Source organism: Halorubellus amylolyticus, from assembly GCF_034808145.1.
GTDB lineage: Archaea > Halobacteriota > Halobacteria > Halobacteriales > Natrialbaceae > Halorubellus.
Genome location: NZ_JAXHGM010000002.1, coordinates 603,413 through 619,511 on the forward strand (window position 1 = coordinate 603,413; position 16,099 = coordinate 619,511).

Genomic DNA, 16,099 nt, shown 5'->3' on the forward strand with positions numbered 1-16,099 from the left:
CGGAGTTCCCGTGTTACGTTCTAGCGCGACGACGAGGCGCTCGCCGACTCGGACGCGTTCGTGTACCGGTACTGTGCGACGAGGAGACCGACCGCGCTCGCGATCGTGACGACACCGCTCACGAACGCGATGGCGCCGTGGACGGGGACGCCGGCGATCACGCGAACGGGGACGCCGGTCCCGAACACGCCGAGGAGCGCGCCGAAGACGATTCCGAACATGTAGCGCTGCCTGTTCATCTACCGGTCCCTACGTCCGGCAGGTACAAGAACCGGTCGCGCGTTTCCGGTGGGCGAGAACCGCCGGCGGCGACCGCCTCACCCCCACGGGAGATGGACAGTCGTCGTAGGCAGGCAGTTCGTCGTCGTTGGAAGACTAATCGTGGTCGTACGTGGAGAGGCGTCGAGGTTCGGGGAGACGCCGACGGTCGCCGACGCCGACGGTCGAATACGGCGATCACGCTCCCCGACGAGGCCGACGAGGACGTCACCGGGGTCGTCGAGGGCGTTCGACGCACGCCGTCCGTCGCCCTCGCCTGCTGGCACCCGGAGTTCTATCAGCGTCCCGACCGTGTGTTCGGATATGCCAGTCGAGTTCGACTTCAGCGAGCAGGTCGCGGTCGTGACCGGTGCATCGGGCGCGCTCGGGAGTGCGGTCGTCGAGGCGTTCCGTGACGCGGGCGCGACGGTTGCGGCGGTCGACGTCCGGGAACCGAGTCACGACGACGCGCTCCTGGACCCGGATTCGGGCACCGAGTTCTACCGCGCCGATCTGACCGACGAGGACGCCGTCGTCGAACTGTTCGAGCGCGTCGTCGACGACCACGGTCGCGTGGACGCGCTGTGTAACGTCGCGGGGACGTGGCGCGGCGGCGACGACATCGCGGACACCGACGTCGAGGCGTTCGAGTTCCTGTTCGACGTGAACCTGAAGTCGATGTTCCTCGCGAGCAAGCACGCCGTCCCGCACCTCCGGGAGGCCGACGGCGCGATCGTCTCCATCTCCTCGCGGTCGTCGCTCGAAGGCGGCGAAGGCGACGGCCCCTACCGGGCGTCGAAAGCGGGCGTGCGGACGCTCACGGAGACCATCGCGGAGGAGGAACTCGGTGCGGTACGCGCCAATGCGGTGATGCCGAGCGTGCTCGACACCCCGATGAATCGCGAGATGATGACGCCGAGCGACGACTGGGTCGACCCGGCGGACGTCGCCGACGTCATCTGTTTCCTGTGCTCGGACGCGGCGTCGGTCACGAGCGGCGCGGCCGTCCCCGTCTACGGCGAGGCCTGAGCCGAGGCGACCGTTCGCGGTTCCGGCCAGAAGATGGGGACGTACTTGCGTGTCCGTCACACGGAACAGAAAGAAATGAACGTCAGGTTTACCCGTGGGTACCATCGACGAACTGGACACGTATGCAAGAGCGCGAGACGTGGAGCAGTCGCGTCGGGTTCATCCTCGCCGCGGTCGGGAGCGCAGTCGGCCTCGGGAACATCTGGCAGTTCCCGTTCCAGGCCGCGGACAACGGCGGTGCGGCCTTCCTCGTCGTCTACCTCGCCGCCGTCTTCCTGATCGGGTTCCCCGCACTCCTCGCGGAGTTCGTCGTCGGCCGGAACACCGAACGCAATCCCGTGGACGCGTTCCGCGAGTACGCCGGGCGGTCGTGGGCGCTCGTCGGCGCCGCGGGCGTGTTCGTCGCGTTCTGGATCCTGTCGTTCTACAGCGTCGTCGGCGGCTGGGTGCTCCGGTACATCGGCGGGAGCGTCACCGGCGCGTACTTCGGCGACCCGTCGGGGTACTTCGGGTCGATCGCCGCCGGGACCGACGCCGCTGTCCTCCACCTCGTGTTCATGGCGCTCGTCGTCGGTATCGTCGCGCTCGGCGTTGAGGACGGCATCGAGCTCGGGACGAAGGTGATGGTGCCGAGCATCGTCGTCCTCCTCGTCGCGCTCGCCGCGTGGGCGAGCACGCTCTCCGGCGTCGCCGAGGGGTACGCGTACTACCTCAGTCCGGACCTCGACACGCTCGCGACGAACCTCCCCGACGTCCTCCCGAACGCCGTCGGGCAGGCGTTCTTCACCCTCAGTCTCGGGATGGGCGCGATGGTGACGTACGCGAGCTACCTCGGCGAGGACGACTCCCTGCCCGCCGACGGCGCGAGCATCGTCGTCCTGAACACGCTCGTCGGCGTCCTCGCGGGGCTCGTCGTCTTCCCCATCCTCGCCGCCGAGGGCATCGGGTTCGACACCGCCGGGTCCGGAGCCGTCTTCGAGTCGATGGCGGCCGCGTTCGGTGAACTCCCGGCGGGGAACGTCCTCGGTGGGGTGTTCTTCGTCGTCCTGCTGCTCGCCGCGCTCTCCTCGGCCATCTCGCTCCTCGAGGTCGTCGTGTCGTACGTCGTCGAGAACACGACGTACGACCGCAAGCCGATCGCGGCCGTCCTCGGCGCCGGCATCTTCCTGCTCGGGCTGCCGGCGGCGTTCGGCGTTTCGTTCAACGAGATCGGCGCGCTCGGGTGGTACAACATGCTCGCGTACAACCTCTTCCTGCCCGCGGTCGGGCTCGGCGTCGCGATCGCGGTCGGCTGGATGCAGGGCGACCGGTCGACGCGCGAGCTCGCACGCGGCGCCGACGTCGGCGAGGCCGCCGCGCTCGTGTGGCTGTGGGCGCTCCGCGTCGTCGTCGTCCTCGCGCTCACCGTCACGCTCGTCCTCGGCGTCAAGACCCTCCTCGTCAGCGCGGGCGTCGTCGCCGCGAGCACGCTCTCCTCGCTCCCGCTCGTCGTCGCGCTCGCCGCCGCGATCGCGGTCGTGCTCGTCGGCGGTGCGCGCACCGTCGCTGGCGGCTCCGTCTGAGAGCGGTCGACTTCCGGGTCCCGGAGGCGACCGCGAGGTCATCCCGCCTCGTTCTCGTCGCACGCCGACGGTTCGGCGACCCGATTCGATAGATAGACGGCTCGGGCCGATGTTTCGAGGACCAATTCGACGATTCGTAACCGTCCCTGCGCGTCTCGCGCCCTAACGATGGCGAGAACGGGGCTTCTGAACGGTTGAAGACCGTGATAATCGCATTTTGATGAATCGTCGGTCCGTAACGCTCATGAGGCATGCCCCGGCGATGAGTGACAATGGCACGTGAATCATGGACGGGCCGCGTCGGGTTCGTCCTCGCAGCCGTCGGAAGCGCTGTCGGGCTCGGGAACATCTGGCGGTTCCCGTGGATGACCGCAGAGAACGGCGGCAGCGCGTTCCTCGTCGTCTACCTCGGCATCGTCCTCGCGGTCGGCGTCCCCGGACTCCTCGCGGAGTTCGTGCTCGGACGTCGGTCGCGCAAGAGCCCCGTCGGCGCGCTCCGAGACCTCTCGGGCTCGAAGCACTGGGGGCACGTCGGACTCGTGAGCGTCCTCGCCGGCCTCGTCCTCCTGTCGTTCTACAGCGTCGTCGGCGGCTGGATCATCCGGTACCTCGTCGCCTCCCCGACGGGCGCGTACTTCGCGAACCCCGGCGCGTACTTCGACGGAATCGCGCACGGCCCCGAGGCCGCCGCGTTCCACGTCCTCTTCCTCGCGATAACCGCGGGCGTCGTCTACGGCGGCGTCCGCGACGGCATCGAGCGCGCCACCACGATCATGATGCCCGTCGTCCTCCTCGTCCTCGTCGCCATGGCCGCCTGGGTGAGCGGGCTCGACGGCGCCGGCGACGCCTACGCGTTCTACCTCGCGTTCGACCTCGACACCATCCGCGCGAACTTCCTCGACATCGTCCTGTCCGCGGCCGGCCAGGCGCTGTTCACGCTCAGCGTCGGCGCCGGCACGATGATCACGTACGCGAGCTACGTCGGCGAGGACCGGTCGCTCCCCGCCGACGCCACCATGATCGCCGTCCTCAACACCGCCGTCGGCGTGCTCGCCGGCCTCGTCGTCTTCCCGCTGCTGTTCTCGACCCCTGGAGTCGGCGTCGAGACGAGCGGCCCCGGTGCGCTCTTCGTCGGCGTCGCCACCGCGTTCGCCGCCCTCCCCGCCGGCGAACTCCTCGCCGCCGGGTTCTTCGCCGTCGTCGCGCTCGCCGCGCTCTCCTCCTCGATCAGCATGCTCGAGATCGTCGTCGCGTACCTCGTCGACGAACGCGCCGTCGACCGCCAGCGCGCGACCCTGATCGTCGTCGCGGTCGTCCTCGCGACCGGCGGCGCGAGCGCGTTCACGCCCGAGCTCTTCGGGCTCCTCGCCGGGCCCGTCGTCGACGTCGTCCTCACGGTCGGCCTGTTCGCGTTCGTCGTCTTCACCGCGTGGGTCCTCGGCGCGGACGCCGTCGCCGAGTTCGCGCGCGGCACCCGGTTCGCGACCGGGCTCGCGGACGCCTGGCGCGTCCTCGTCGGCGTCGTCCTCCCCCCGTTCCTCCTGTTCACGCTCGGCGTCGGAATCGCGGACGCCGCGAACGTCGACGTCGGCACGCCCGTCGTCGTCGCCGTCGCGGTCGCCGCGAGCGCGCTCGTCGTCGCACTCGCCGCACGCACCCCGGTCCCTGACGAAATCGCTAGATGAGGCCCTAACGGGAAACCTTTAGTCGTCGGTGGGCGACGGTTCTTCCAATGACTAGGTGGTCGCCGTGACGATGGAGGACCGCATCGAGGAACTCGAGGAGCTCCGCGAGGAGGCGCTGCTCGGCGGCGGCGAGGACCGCATCGAGTCCCAGCACGAGAAGGGGAAGATGACGGCTCGCGAGCGCATCGAGTACTTCCTCGACGACGACACGTTCCACGAGTTCGACCAACTGCGGACGCACAACGCCCACAACTTCGGGATGGAGGAGAAGCAGATACTCGGTGACGGCGTCGTCACCGGGTACGGCGACGTCGACGGGCGGAAGGTGTTCGTGTTCGCGCACGACTTCACGGTGTTCGGCGGGAGTCTCGGCGAGGTGTTCGCGGAGAAGATCACGAAGGTGATGGACATGGCGATGGAGGTCGGCGCACCCATCATCGGCCTGAACGACTCCGCCGGAGCGCGCATCCAGGAGGGCGTGAAGTCTCTCGCGGGGTTCACCGACATCTTCCACCGGAACCAGCAGGCCAGTGGCGTCGTCCCGCAGATCTCCGCGATCATGGGTCCGTGCGCGGGCGGTGCGGTGTACTCGCCGTCGATCACGGACTTCATCTTCATGGTCGATGAGACCAGCCACATGTACATCACCGGGCCGGGCGTCATCAAGACGGTTACCGGTGAGGAGGTCACCCAGGAGGAACTCGGCGGTGCGGGGACGCACACGTCGAAGACGGGCGTGGCGCAGTTCCACTGTCAGGACGAGGAGGAGGCGCTCGACCGCATCAAGCGCTTGCTCTCCTATCTCCCGCAGAACAACGTCGAGGACCCGCCGCGCGTCGAGCCGTGGGACGACCCGGAGCGTCGCCCCGAGGCGCTCAACGACATCGTCCCGGAGAGCCCGCAGAAGCCGTACGACGTGACGGACGTCATCTCGGAGACGGTCGACGAGGGGTCGTTCATGGAGGTCGCGGAGAACTTCGCGAAGAACATCGTCGTCGGGTTCGGGCGGCTCGACGGCCACTCGGTCGGTATCGTCGCGAACCAGCCGCGGGTGAACGCGGGGACGCTGACCGTGGACGCGTCGATGAAGGGGTCGCGGTTCGTGCGGTTCTGTGACTCGTTCAACATCCCGATCGTGACGCTCGTGGACGTCCCCGGCTACATGCCGGGGACCGAGCAGGAGCATCGCGGTATCATCCGGCACGGCGCGAAGCTCCTGTACGCGTTCAGCGAGGCGACGGTGCCGCTGCTGACGGTCATCACGCGGAAGGCGTACGGTGGCGCGTACTGCGTGATGGCGTCGAAGAACCTCGGCGCGGACGTGAACTACGCGTGGCCGACCGCGGAGATCGCCGTCATGGGTCCCCAGGGCGCGGTGAACATCCTCTACCGCGACGAGCTCGCGGACGCGGAGAACCCGGACGAGCTCCGGGACGAGCTCATCGAGGAGTACCGCGAGGAGTTCGCGAACCCCTACACGGCGACGGACAAGGGGTTCCTGGACGACGTCATCGAGCCCGTGGAGACGCGAGCGCGCCTCGTCGACGACCTGGAGATGCTGAAGACGAAGCGGCAGAGCCAGCCGGACAAGAAGCACGGCAACATCCCGCTGTAGATGCCCGCCGAGCACTCTGCGGACGATTCGGCGGCCGACGCGGACCTCGAGGCCGTGCTGTCGGCGCTGTCGATCCCGGCGGACGCGGACGACGCGGAGGCGGCGGCGATCGCCGCGGCGGTCGGCGCGCACCTGACGGACCTGGAACGTGCCGCGGCGGCCGGCGGCGGCGACGAGGCGTCGTGGACGGACCGGAAGTGGTCGTACGCCGGCCGGCTGGCGGGCGTCCAGGGCCGGAGTGCGCGCGTTCCGGACGGTGCGCCGACCGACGCGTGGACGGCGAGCGGGCGCACCGACCGGTTCTGACCGGCACGGGAGCGCGTCGACGCTCGAACCGGTTTCTCTCCTCGCTGGGACGGCGGAAAGGTACTTCGGGCTCGCGCGAGTAGGTGGAGTATGAACCCGAAGCGAACTGCGGTGCTCTGGTTCGCGGGTGGCCTGCTCGCGCTCGTCGTCGTCCTCGCGCTCGCCGCGGGCGGCGTCGTCCCGGCGCCGGAGGCCCGGCACGTCGTCGGCCTCGTCGGCGTCGCGGGCGCCGCGACCGCGTTCCTCGGCGAACGACTGCACCTCCAGCGCGCCGGCCCGTCGCGCTGACCGGTCCGCGACCGGGCACGGCCGCCGGCTCCGCCGGACTCGCCTTGTGAACAGGTAACTCGCCCCCGGGAACCTTTTCGAACGCGTCCACGTCCACGGCAGCATGACGCCCGCTCTCGCCGACCTCCACGTCGACGCGACCGCGCTCCGCGCGTCCATCGACGCCGAACTCGAGGCCGATGTCGCTGACCTCTCCGTCATCGCCGACGGCCTGAACCTCGTGCTCTCGGTGTCGACGACGAGCGACCGCGACGCGTACGTCGTCCGCTCGCCCCGCAAGCTCCGGGACGCGAGCTACATGAACGACCTCCGCACGGAGCACGCCGTCCTCGAACGGCTCGCAGACGGGCCGGTCCCGACGCCCGACCCAGTGGCGTTCTGCGGTGACGACGCCGCGCTCGGCGAGCCGTTCGTCGTGCTCGAGCGCGTCCCCGGCGACGTCGTCCCGCTCGGCAGCGACCTCCCGGCGCGCTTCCGGACCCCGGGCGCTCGCGAACGGGTCGCGGACGCGCTCGTCGACGTCCTCGCCAGCATCCACGGCCTCGACGCCGACCGGTTCGAGGACGTCCTCGACCGCCACTCGCCGCGCGAACAGGTCGAGCGCTCCCGGGACCGCCTGGCCGCGACGACGGACGCCACCGGACTCGACGTCCCGCGACTCCACGCGGTCGGCGACTGGCTCCGCGAGCACGCACCGCCCGGTGGCGCCGTCGACGCGACGCTCGTCCACGGCGACTACCGACCCGGGAACGCCGTGTTCGCGCCCGGCGGTGACCCCGAGATACCGGGCGTGCTCGACTGGGAGACCGTCTTCGTCGGCGACCCACTCACGGAACTGGGCTACCTCCTCCTGCGCTGGCGCGACCCCGGCGACCCGACGCCTGACCTCGACGCCATCGCCGCTCGCTACCCGGACCACGACGACGAACTCTCCCGGCTCCGTCGGGTGAACGCCGACGGGTTCGCACCGTTCACCTCGAGCCCGGGCAGTCCGACGCGCGGCGACCTCGTCGCGCGCTACGAGGCCGCGACCGGTCGCGAGTTCACGGACGCCAGGTTCTACCTCGCGCTCGCCGCGTTCGACCTCGCGACGGTGTGGACCGACCTCCATCGCGACGCCGTCGAGGCCGGCCGGGACTCCGCGTGGCCGCCCCACGTCGCGCACCTCGCACGGGTCGCGGAACTCGTCGTCGACGGGGACCTCGTCGCGTAGGTCTCAGCGCCGCGGGGTCGCGCGAACGCGGACGTCGCCGGGGTCGAGCGCGATCCGGAGGTGCGGGTCGAACCCGCCTCGCTGCTCGAAGGTGAGGCGGTTCGCGAGCGTCGCGACCGCGAGCCGGAGCTCCAGGCGCGCGAACCGCATCCCGATGCAGTGCCGGGGGCCGCCACCGAACGGAAGGAACGCGTACTCGGGGCGGTCGTCCCGACCGAACGCGACCGCGTCGGCCGCTATCCCGCGCAGGTCGTCGCCGTCGTCGAGCCAGCGCTCGGGTCGGAACGACTCGGGGGCGTCCCACCAGCGGTCGTCGCGGTGCAACTGGTAGATCGAGAGCTGGAGTGCCTCGCCGGGGTCGACGCGGTACCCGCCGACGGTCGTCGGTTCGAGCGTCTCGCGGTACACCGCGGTCACGGGCGGGTACAGCCGCAGCGCCTCCTCGACCACCGCCTCCGTGTACGGGAGCCGGGAGAGGGCCGCGAACGACGGGTCGTCGCCGTCGAGGGCGGCGTCGAGTTCGGCGTCCAGCCGCGACCGGACCTGGGGGTGGCCGGCGACGAGCCAGACCGCGTACGTGAGTGCGGTCGCGGTCGTCTCGTGGCCCGCGAACAGGAAGGTGACGAGCTGGTCGCGGAGCTCGTCCTCGCGGACGCCGGCGTCCACGTCCGGGTCGTCGACGCCGCGGAGCATCGTCCCGAGAAGGTCCTCGCCGTACCCGTCGTCGTCCGCTCCGCCGGCGCGTTCGACGCGCGCTCGCCGGTCCGCGACGAGGTCGTCGACGAGCGCGTCCAGCGCGTCCATCGCCTTCCGGTACCGGCGGTCGACGGGGAGCGGGATCCAGTCGGGGACCGCGAGCGAGCCCGGCGACGCGTAGTCGCTGATGGCGTCGGCCGCGGTCGCGACGGCGTCGCCGCGGTCGCCGTCGAGGTCGACGTCGAGCAGGGTGCGCGCGAGGACGTCGAGCGCGAACCGCGAGTTCGCGTCGCGGAGCCGTACCTCGCCGTCGGCCGCCGCCCAGTCGTCGGCCATCGCGCTCGCCCGGTCGACGACGTCGTCCGCGAACCCCTGGACCTTCGCGGGCGTGAACGACCCCTGGAGCGCCGTGCGTTGCCGACGCCACTGCTCGCCTTCGGTGAACGCGAGCCCGTCCGCGGCGATTATCTCGCCGAAGTCCGTCTCGAAGTCGCCCTTCCGGAACGAGTCGTTCCGGGAGACGAGTATCTCCTCGACGGCGTCCGGGTCGGCGACCGTGACGAACCGCTCGCCGAACGCGTCGAAGGAGACGACGTCACCGCGTTCGAGGACGCGACCACCGAACCCCAGGGCGTCGCGGGCGAACGCGAGCGTGCACCCGACGAGGGGCAGGCCGTCGACGTGCGGCGGTCGCGGTGCGCCAGCCACCGCGTCGACGTCGCGCTCGGCGTCGCCGGCCGGCTTCGTGGTCGATGCGTCCTCGCGGCGGGGGCCGCGGTCGTCCGCGACAGCGTCTCTGGCGTCGCTCATGGTCGAACGAACGCACGCCCGGGGGGAGTCGGTTCGGCCGAGTCAGTGAACCCTTTTATGAGTGGCGGGGGTTCGTGGACGCATGCAGTCGGCGGACCTCACGCTCGCGCTCCCCGAGCCGATGCAGCTCCCGGTTCCCGAGTGGGTCGACGGCGACGAGGTCGTCGACCGGGAGGAGGTGCTCTCCTGGCAGGTGCGGCCGGCCGAGGACGCGGTGTACTTCCTCTCGCTCGTCTCCGGCGACCTGGACGCGGTGCGCGAAATCGGTGAGACGACGGACGTCGCGCGGACGGTCGACGTCACGCCCGTCGAGGGCGCCGACGCGTTCTACGTGTACGCGGAGGTGCCGCTACGGGAGGCCGACAGCGCGTTCATGTCGACGTTCGACGCGCCCGGGCTCGTCGTCGTCCCGCCGCTCGTGTACACGGCGACGGACACGGTGCACGTGACGGTGCTCGGCGAGGCCGACGCGCTCTCGGGCGTCCTCGAAGCGCTCCCCGACGCGGTGGACGCGACCGTCGAGCGCGTGAGCGAGCACGGCCGCATGGGCGGCGCGCTCGCCGGACGCCTGACGCGTCGACAGTTCCAGGCGATCGCGGTCGCGCGCGACGTCGGCTACTACGACGTCCCCCGCGACGGCGACCTCGCAGCCGTCGCGACCGAACTCGGCATCTCGGAGTCGCCCGCGTCGACGCTCCTCCGGAACGCCGAACGCGCGCTCGTCGACGCCGCGCTCGGCCGGGGGTGACGTGAGCGGTCAGGCGCGGGCGACGACGAGGAAGTGCTCGCTGGCGTCGGCGAGCGCGCGGTCGTCGCGCCACGCGTCGGCGACGTCGCGGGCGGCGTCGGCGACGTGCTCGGGGACGTCGTCGAGCTCCTCGTGGAGGCCGGCGGTCGCGCCCTCGAGCGCGACGACGCGCTCGGGCGCGAGCCCCTGCGAGTCGAGGAGCGCTTCGAGTTCGGCGACGCGGAACGCGTGGTGCGCGGCCCAGCCGTCGTCGCCGCCGTAGCGTTCGACGACGGCCTCGGTGAAGTCGCCGGTGCGCGCGTAGTGCGCCAGCAGCTCGCTCCGCGAGGGGTCAGGGTCGTCGTCGCCGGCGAGTTCCTTCAGCGTGTAGCGGGCGCCGCCGACGCGCGAGATGACAGACACCGCGACGGGCGCGCCGGGTCTCGCGACGCGTCGCAGTTCGGCGACGGCCCGCTCGCGCTCGCCGGCGTCGACGACGTGATTGAGGACGCCGCCGAGCGAGCAGACGGCGTCGAACGCGTCGTCGGCGTAGGGGAGGTCGCGGACGTCGGCCTCGGCGGCGCGGACGCGGTCGGCGACGCCCGCCTCGCGGGTCTTCTCGCGGGCGAGCGCGACGAGTTCCGGCGTCAGGTCGCAGTGCGCGACGTCGTGGCCGCGGTCGGCGAGCCAGATGCTGTACCGGCCGGGGCCGCCGCCCGCGTCGAGCACGCGCGTGCGTCGGCCGTCGCCCGGTCGCGGTGCGGGGAGGAGGTCGTCGAGCGTCGCGACGGTGTGCTCCCACTCGAGGCGCTTGGGGAGGCTCTCCGTGAGGCGCTCGAACTCGCGGTCGGCGTGCTCGGCGTAGTAGTCGCGGGGGTCCATCTCGACCATGCCTCCCGATGCGGCGACCGCCCAGAAGAGCGTTCGGGACGCGTGCAACCGACTCGCACGCCGGGGTGGGCTAGCGGTCGGGAGTCGTGGCGTCCCCGGCGTCGCGGTCGCGGGCGACGAGGCCGACCAGTTCGCGGAGCGTGTGGACGCCGACGAACCGGGGGACGCGCTCGCGGTACTCGTCGTAGGCGTCGCCGTACTGCTCGCTGAGCCACGGCTCCTCGGGGAACGGGAGCGCGAGCCAGATGGCGAACTGGACGACCGAGAGGCCCGCGGCGAGCGTCGAGTTCGCGACGAGCGCGAACCCGACGGTCGCGACCGCGTAGCAGACGTACTGGGGGTTGCGCGAGAACCGGTACCAGCTGTCCGTCTGGAGGTCGCCGAGCAGCCCGCTGGTCTCGGCCGACCCGAGGTTCCGGCCGGCCGCGAGCGCGCCGGCGAACCCGGGGACGAACAGCGCGAGGCCGGCGTACAGCGACAGCGGTCGCGGGAGGCCGAGCGAGTTCCAGTCGAGGAACGCGGTCGCGGCCATGGAGACCGTCACCGTCTGCGCGACCGTCCACTGCGCGTAGTACCGCCAGTCGCGCTCGCCCGGCGGCCAGTACCGCCGCTCGGGGACGCGGACGCTCCACGCGAACCCGGCGAGGTTCGTCGCTCCGGCGATGCACCCGGTAGCGAACGCGACGACCGCGAGGTCGACCATGCTCCGAGCGAAGCGCGGGACCGGCAAGCCGCTTCCGTCGCGCTGGCTAGGTCATTCAAGTGGCTGCGCGGTCGACCGGAGAGCGATGAAGCACCTCGACGTGCGCCTGCGACTCCCCCGCGAGACGATGCATCCGATGGTCGAGTTCATCGCGGACGAGGACGTCGTCGAGTACGAGGAACTGCTCGCGTGGAACGTCCTCGAGGAGCGCGGCGTCGAGTACGAACTGTTCTACGTCGTCGCGGACCGCGACCCCTACCGCGAGCAGGTCGCGAGCGTCGACTCCATCCGCTGGTTCGAGCTGACGCCGATCGACGAGGACTCGCAGTACCTCTACGTCTGCCAGGAGACCCGCGCCGAGGAGCGCTCGTGGCGCGCGGCGTTCGCGTCCCTGGACCTCCTCGTCGTCCCACCCATCCGCTATCACGACGACGGCAGCTTCGACATCACGCTCCTCGGCGACGGCGAGAACCTGCGCGCGGTCGTCGACGGGCTCCCCGACGACGTCGAGACGACCGTCCTCGAGGTCGGCGAGTACGACCGCCGCCACCCCAGGGTCACGAGCGACGTCACCGACCGGCAGTTCGAAGCCGCCGATATCGCGGTCGACGTCGGGTACTACGAGCGCCCCCGCGAGGGCTCGCTCGCCGACGTCGCCGACCGGCTCGGCGTCGCCGAGAGCACCGCGTCGAACCTCCTCCAGGAAGCCGAGAGTCGCGTCATGCACGCACTCATGGACGAATGACGCCGGTTCGTCGGTTCGAGCGATGGCGACCGAACGGTTCCTGCGACGCCCCGGAACGGGTCCCGCGACGCCCCGAACGTCAACCGCTCGACGGGGAGCGGTTGACACGACCGACAGCGTAAGAGTAAGGTGGCCGGTCTGTGTCGATTCCTCCAAGAAATGTTCCGGAAGGTTCTCGTCGCGAATCGCGGAGAGATCGCCGTTCGCGTGATGCGAGCGTGCGAGGAGTTGAATATCTCGACCGTCGCCGTCTACTCGGAGGCGGACAAGAACGGCGGACACGTCCGGTACGCGGACGAAGCGTACAAGGTCGGTCCCGCGCGCGCAGCGGACTCGTACCTCGACCACGACGCGGTCATCGAGGCGGCGCGGAAGGCGGACGCGGACGCCATCCACCCCGGCTACGGGTTCCTCGCGGAGAACGCCGCGTTCGCGCGGAAGGTCGAAGCCGAGGACGACATCACGTGGGTCGGGCCGCGCGGCGACTCCATGGAGGAACTCGGCGAGAAGACGAAAGCGCGGAAGACGATGGACGCCGCCGACGTCCCCATCGTCCCCGGGACCACCGACCCCGTCACCGAACCCGAGGAGGTCGAAGCGTTCGGCGACGAGTACGGCTACCCGGTCGCGATCAAGGCCGAAGGCGGCGGTGGCGGCCGTGGGATGAAGATCGTGCACAGTGCCGACGAGGCCGCTGACCAGCTCGAATCCGCGAAGCGCGAGGGCGAAGCGTACTTCGACAACGACTCGGTCTACCTCGAACGGTACCTCGAGAACCCCCGGCACGTCGAGGTCCAGATCGTCGCGGACGAGCACGGGAACGTCCGGCATCTCGGCGAGCGCGACTGCTCGCTCCAGCGCCGCCACCAGAAGGTCATCGAGGAGGGGCCAAGCCCCGCGCTCACCGACGAGCTCCGCGAACAGATCGGCGAAGCCGCACGCCGCGGCGTGAAGGCGTCCGATTACGTGAACGCGGGGACCGTCGAGTTCCTCGTCGAGGAGGACCCCGAGCGCGAGGCCGGTGAACTCCTCGGGCCGGACACGAACTTCTACTTCCTCGAGGTGAACACGCGCATCCAGGTCGAGCACACCGTCACCGAGGAGCTCACCGGCATCGACATCGTGAAGTGGCAGCTCAAGGTCGCCGCCGGCGAGGAACTCGGGTTCTCGCAGGACGACGTCGACCTCGACGGCCACGCGATGGAGTTCCGCATCAACGCGGAGAACGCGGCGAAGGAGTTCCAGCCCGCCACCGGCGGGAAGCTCGTGACGTACGACCCGCCGGGCGGCATCGGCGTCCGCATGGACGACGCGCTCCGCCAGGGCGACACGCTCGTGACGGACTACGACTCGATGATCGCGAAACTCGTCGTCTGGGGAAGCTCTCGCGAGGAGTGCATCGAGCGGTCGCTGCGCGCGCTCGGCGAGTACGACCTCGAAGGCGTCGTCACCATCATCCCCTTCCATCGCCTCATGCTCACCGACGAGGCGTTCGTCGCGGGCACGCACACGACGAAGTACCTCGACGAGGAGATCGACCGCGACCGCATCGCCGAAGCCCAGGAGCAGTGGGGGACCGAGACCGTGGACGCCGACGACGAGGACGTCGTCGAACGCGAGTTCACCGTCGAGGTCAACGGGAAGCGCTTCGACGTCGAACTCGAGGAACGCGGCGGAATGGCCATCCCGACCGGAAGCGGTGGCGACGACCGCCCCGAGGCAGCCGGCCCGAGCGGCGACGACGCCGGCGGCGGTGGCGGCGCGGTCGCCGGCGCCGTCACCGCAGAGATGCAGGGCACCATCCTCGACGTCGAGGTCGACGTCGGCGACGAGGTCGCCGCCGGCGACGTCCTCCTCGTCCTCGAAGCGATGAAGATGGAGAACGACGTCGTCGCCGACGCCAGCGGCACCGTCACCGAAATCGCCGTCGAAGAAGGCGAGAGCGTCGACATGGGCGACACGCTCGTCGTTCTGGAGTAAGCTAGGGCCGCGCGCCTCGCTCCACCGCTCCTGCTAGCTCTTCCAGTCGAGGCCGGCTACCCGTCCAGCGTCCGGGTTCGGTCAGTCGTTCACCATCGCTTGCTCGTCGTCGACCGCGTGCTCCGCCGGCATCCACCCGGTGCGGACGAGTGCCTCTTGAAGCGACCGCGGTTGGACGTCGAGGTCCGCGAGCGGCGCCGGGTCGAGTCGGAACCCGCCGAGGTCGTCGTACCACGCGTACAGCCCCGCGGCCAGCGCCCCGAAGCGCTCGCGCTCGCGAGCGTCCGTGACGTGCTCGGCCACGACGTCGTGCCCGCGGACCGCCGCGAACCCCTCCGCGACCTCCGAGAGCGTCAGAAGGTCCCCGGCGAGGTCGAGGTGCACGCCCGCGTACGTCTCGGGGTGCGCGAACGCCGTCGCGGCGACCCGCCCGACGTCGTCCACGTCCACGACCGCGAGGAGCGTCTCCGGCTCGACCGGCCACGCGATCCGTCCGTCCTCGATCTGGTCGCGCTGGCGCTCGAAGTGCTGCACGAACACCCCCGGCCGAATCACGGTGTACGTCAGCTTCGACTCCTCGAGGTACGTCTCGACACGCTGCTTGCCCGAGAGCGCCTCCACGCCGCTCGCCTCGAGACGATTCGCCCCCATCGCCGACCCATACACCAGGTGATCGAGGTTCGCGTTGACAGCCGCGTCCACGAACCCCCGACCACGGCACGCTTCCGTATCCGCCCCGCCGTCAGTCGGCGACGTCACGAGGAACGCCGCATCCACCCGATTCAGGTGCTCGCGGTACGAAGCAGGATCGTCCAGATCGCCCTTCACGACCCGGACGCCGCGGTCCTTCAGGCTCGCGACCCTCCGACGCGCACCGTACGGATGCCGCGTCGTCGCCGTCACCGCGAAATCCCCATGCACGCCAGAGAGTAGGTGGTCGATCACCGCACTCCCCTGCCGGCCGGTCGCACCGACGACGAGAACTTTCTGTGTCATCCCACGCACGTATGACCTACGTTCCCATTACTAAGCGGCCGCTACCCACGAGTAACGCCACGTTGCACGCCCCCGCTTCCGCGAGCACAACTCGCTCGAGCCCGATACCCCACGACTCGCAGCATCGACCATGGGAACCAGCAGGCACCGCCCCTAAGTCCCCCAGCGCCTAACTCTCCACCGTGACCGCCGAGAACACCGACGAGGACGACGCGGACACCGCGACCATCGTCGTCCTCGACGGCGACGACCGCCACGAACTATCGGTCCAACCAGAACGAACCGTCCGCGACGCCCTCCTCGACGCCGACCTCCCCCCGTACACGCGACTCACCGAACGCGCCAACTGCCGCGGCCGCGGCCTCTGCGCCACCTGCGGCGTCCGACTGCACGACGACACCGACCCCGACCACTGGCACGACGCACTCGCCGACCGCTTCGGCTACCCACGACTCTCCTGTCAGATTCAGATACAAGACGGCCTCGTCGTCGAACTCGACACCGAGAAACGAATCTGGGGCCACCGAGAGTAGTACGTCGACAGGAGGTCGGGGTCGCCTGCTCAGTCCGCCCCACACTGGAACCCGGCGACCAC

General features: G+C 70.4%; 16 protein-coding genes. 11 read left to right on the forward strand and 5 right to left on the reverse strand.

The window, feature by feature from the left end:
* Nucleotides 1-20 precede the first annotated feature (20 nt).
* Nucleotides 21-239: a hypothetical protein gene (locus tag SM754_RS08730; RefSeq protein ID WP_323675836.1), complete on the reverse strand. Its 219-nt coding sequence runs from the start codon at nucleotides 237-239 to the stop codon at nucleotides 21-23.
* Between the two features lie 343 nt (nucleotides 240-582).
* Between SM754_RS08730 and SM754_RS08735 the strand changes: the two genes are divergently transcribed.
* The 7 genes from SM754_RS08735 to SM754_RS08765 all read left to right on the forward strand — a co-directional run bounded on the left by SM754_RS08735 (nucleotide 583) and on the right by SM754_RS08765 (nucleotide 7,956).
* Nucleotides 583-1,287 carry an SDR family oxidoreductase gene (locus SM754_RS08735; protein WP_323675837.1) on the forward strand — a complete coding sequence of 235 codons (705 nt, stop codon included), beginning with the start codon at nucleotides 583-585 and terminating at the stop codon, nucleotides 1,285-1,287.
* A gap of 122 nt (nucleotides 1,288-1,409) precedes the next feature.
* Complete coding sequence (locus tag SM754_RS08740; protein ID WP_323675838.1) at nucleotides 1,410-2,849, forward strand: sodium-dependent transporter; 1,440 nt, start codon at nucleotides 1,410-1,412, stop codon at nucleotides 2,847-2,849.
* Nucleotides 2,850-3,121: 272 nt separating this feature from the next.
* Nucleotides 3,122-4,534, forward strand: a complete 1,413-nt coding sequence (locus tag SM754_RS08745) for a sodium-dependent transporter (protein WP_323675839.1) — start codon at nucleotides 3,122-3,124, stop codon at nucleotides 4,532-4,534.
* 70 nt (nucleotides 4,535-4,604) lie between these two features.
* The gene (locus SM754_RS08750) at nucleotides 4,605-6,149 is read left to right on the forward strand and encodes an acyl-CoA carboxylase subunit beta (RefSeq protein WP_323675840.1); all 1,545 of its coding nucleotides are present in this window, start codon (nucleotides 4,605-4,607) and stop codon (nucleotides 6,147-6,149) included.
* Complete coding sequence (locus tag SM754_RS08755) at nucleotides 6,150-6,455, forward strand: DUF8022 family protein (protein WP_323675841.1); 306 nt, start codon at nucleotides 6,150-6,152, stop codon at nucleotides 6,453-6,455.
* Nucleotides 6,456-6,545: 90 nt separating this feature from the next.
* Nucleotides 6,546-6,743 carry a hypothetical protein gene (locus tag SM754_RS08760; RefSeq protein WP_323675842.1) on the forward strand — a complete coding sequence of 66 codons (198 nt, stop codon included), beginning with the start codon at nucleotides 6,546-6,548 and terminating at the stop codon, nucleotides 6,741-6,743.
* Nucleotides 6,744-6,846: 103 nt separating this feature from the next.
* Nucleotides 6,847-7,956 carry a phosphotransferase family protein gene (locus SM754_RS08765; protein WP_323675843.1) on the forward strand — a complete coding sequence of 370 codons (1,110 nt, stop codon included), beginning with the start codon at nucleotides 6,847-6,849 and terminating at the stop codon, nucleotides 7,954-7,956.
* Between the two features lie 3 nt (nucleotides 7,957-7,959).
* Here the strand turns inward: SM754_RS08765 and SM754_RS08770 are convergent, their stop codons facing one another.
* Nucleotides 7,960-9,462 carry a cytochrome P450 gene (locus SM754_RS08770; protein WP_323675844.1) on the reverse strand — a complete coding sequence of 501 codons (1,503 nt, stop codon included), beginning with the start codon at nucleotides 9,460-9,462 and terminating at the stop codon, nucleotides 7,960-7,962.
* Nucleotides 9,463-9,544: 82 nt separating this feature from the next.
* Between SM754_RS08770 and SM754_RS08775 the strand changes: the two genes are divergently transcribed.
* Entirely contained in the window at nucleotides 9,545-10,210 is a 666-nt protein-coding gene (locus SM754_RS08775; protein ID WP_323675845.1) for a helix-turn-helix domain-containing protein, read from the forward strand.
* A gap of 9 nt (nucleotides 10,211-10,219) precedes the next feature.
* Here the strand turns inward: SM754_RS08775 and SM754_RS08780 are convergent, their stop codons facing one another.
* Nucleotides 10,220-11,080 carry a class I SAM-dependent methyltransferase gene (locus tag SM754_RS08780; protein ID WP_323675846.1) on the reverse strand — a complete coding sequence of 287 codons (861 nt, stop codon included), beginning with the start codon at nucleotides 11,078-11,080 and terminating at the stop codon, nucleotides 10,220-10,222.
* 70 nt (nucleotides 11,081-11,150) lie between these two features.
* Complete coding sequence (locus SM754_RS08785; protein ID WP_323675847.1) at nucleotides 11,151-11,783, reverse strand: methyltransferase family protein; 633 nt, start codon at nucleotides 11,781-11,783, stop codon at nucleotides 11,151-11,153.
* A gap of 85 nt (nucleotides 11,784-11,868) precedes the next feature.
* Here SM754_RS08785 and SM754_RS08790 point away from each other — a divergent pair, with 85 nt between their 5' ends.
* Both SM754_RS08790 and SM754_RS08795 read left to right on the forward strand, forming a co-directional pair.
* Nucleotides 11,869-12,528, forward strand: coding sequence for a helix-turn-helix domain-containing protein (locus SM754_RS08790; protein WP_323675848.1), 660 nt, complete (start codon nucleotides 11,869-11,871; stop codon nucleotides 12,526-12,528).
* Nucleotides 12,529-12,687: 159 nt separating this feature from the next.
* Entirely contained in the window at nucleotides 12,688-14,508 is a 1,821-nt protein-coding gene (locus SM754_RS08795) for an acetyl-CoA carboxylase biotin carboxylase subunit (RefSeq protein ID WP_323675849.1), read from the forward strand.
* A gap of 81 nt (nucleotides 14,509-14,589) precedes the next feature.
* On the opposite strand, the gene SM754_RS08800 is transcribed toward SM754_RS08795, so the two are convergent.
* Nucleotides 14,590-15,504, reverse strand: a complete 915-nt coding sequence (locus SM754_RS08800) for an NmrA family NAD(P)-binding protein (protein ID WP_323675850.1) — start codon at nucleotides 15,502-15,504, stop codon at nucleotides 14,590-14,592.
* A gap of 182 nt (nucleotides 15,505-15,686) precedes the next feature.
* Between SM754_RS08800 and SM754_RS08805 the strand changes: the two genes are divergently transcribed.
* Nucleotides 15,687-16,037 (forward strand): 2Fe-2S iron-sulfur cluster-binding protein, encoded by a 351-nt coding sequence (locus tag SM754_RS08805; protein WP_501993764.1) that lies wholly within the window; start codon nucleotides 15,687-15,689, stop codon nucleotides 16,035-16,037.
* Nucleotides 16,038-16,099 lie beyond the last annotated feature (62 nt).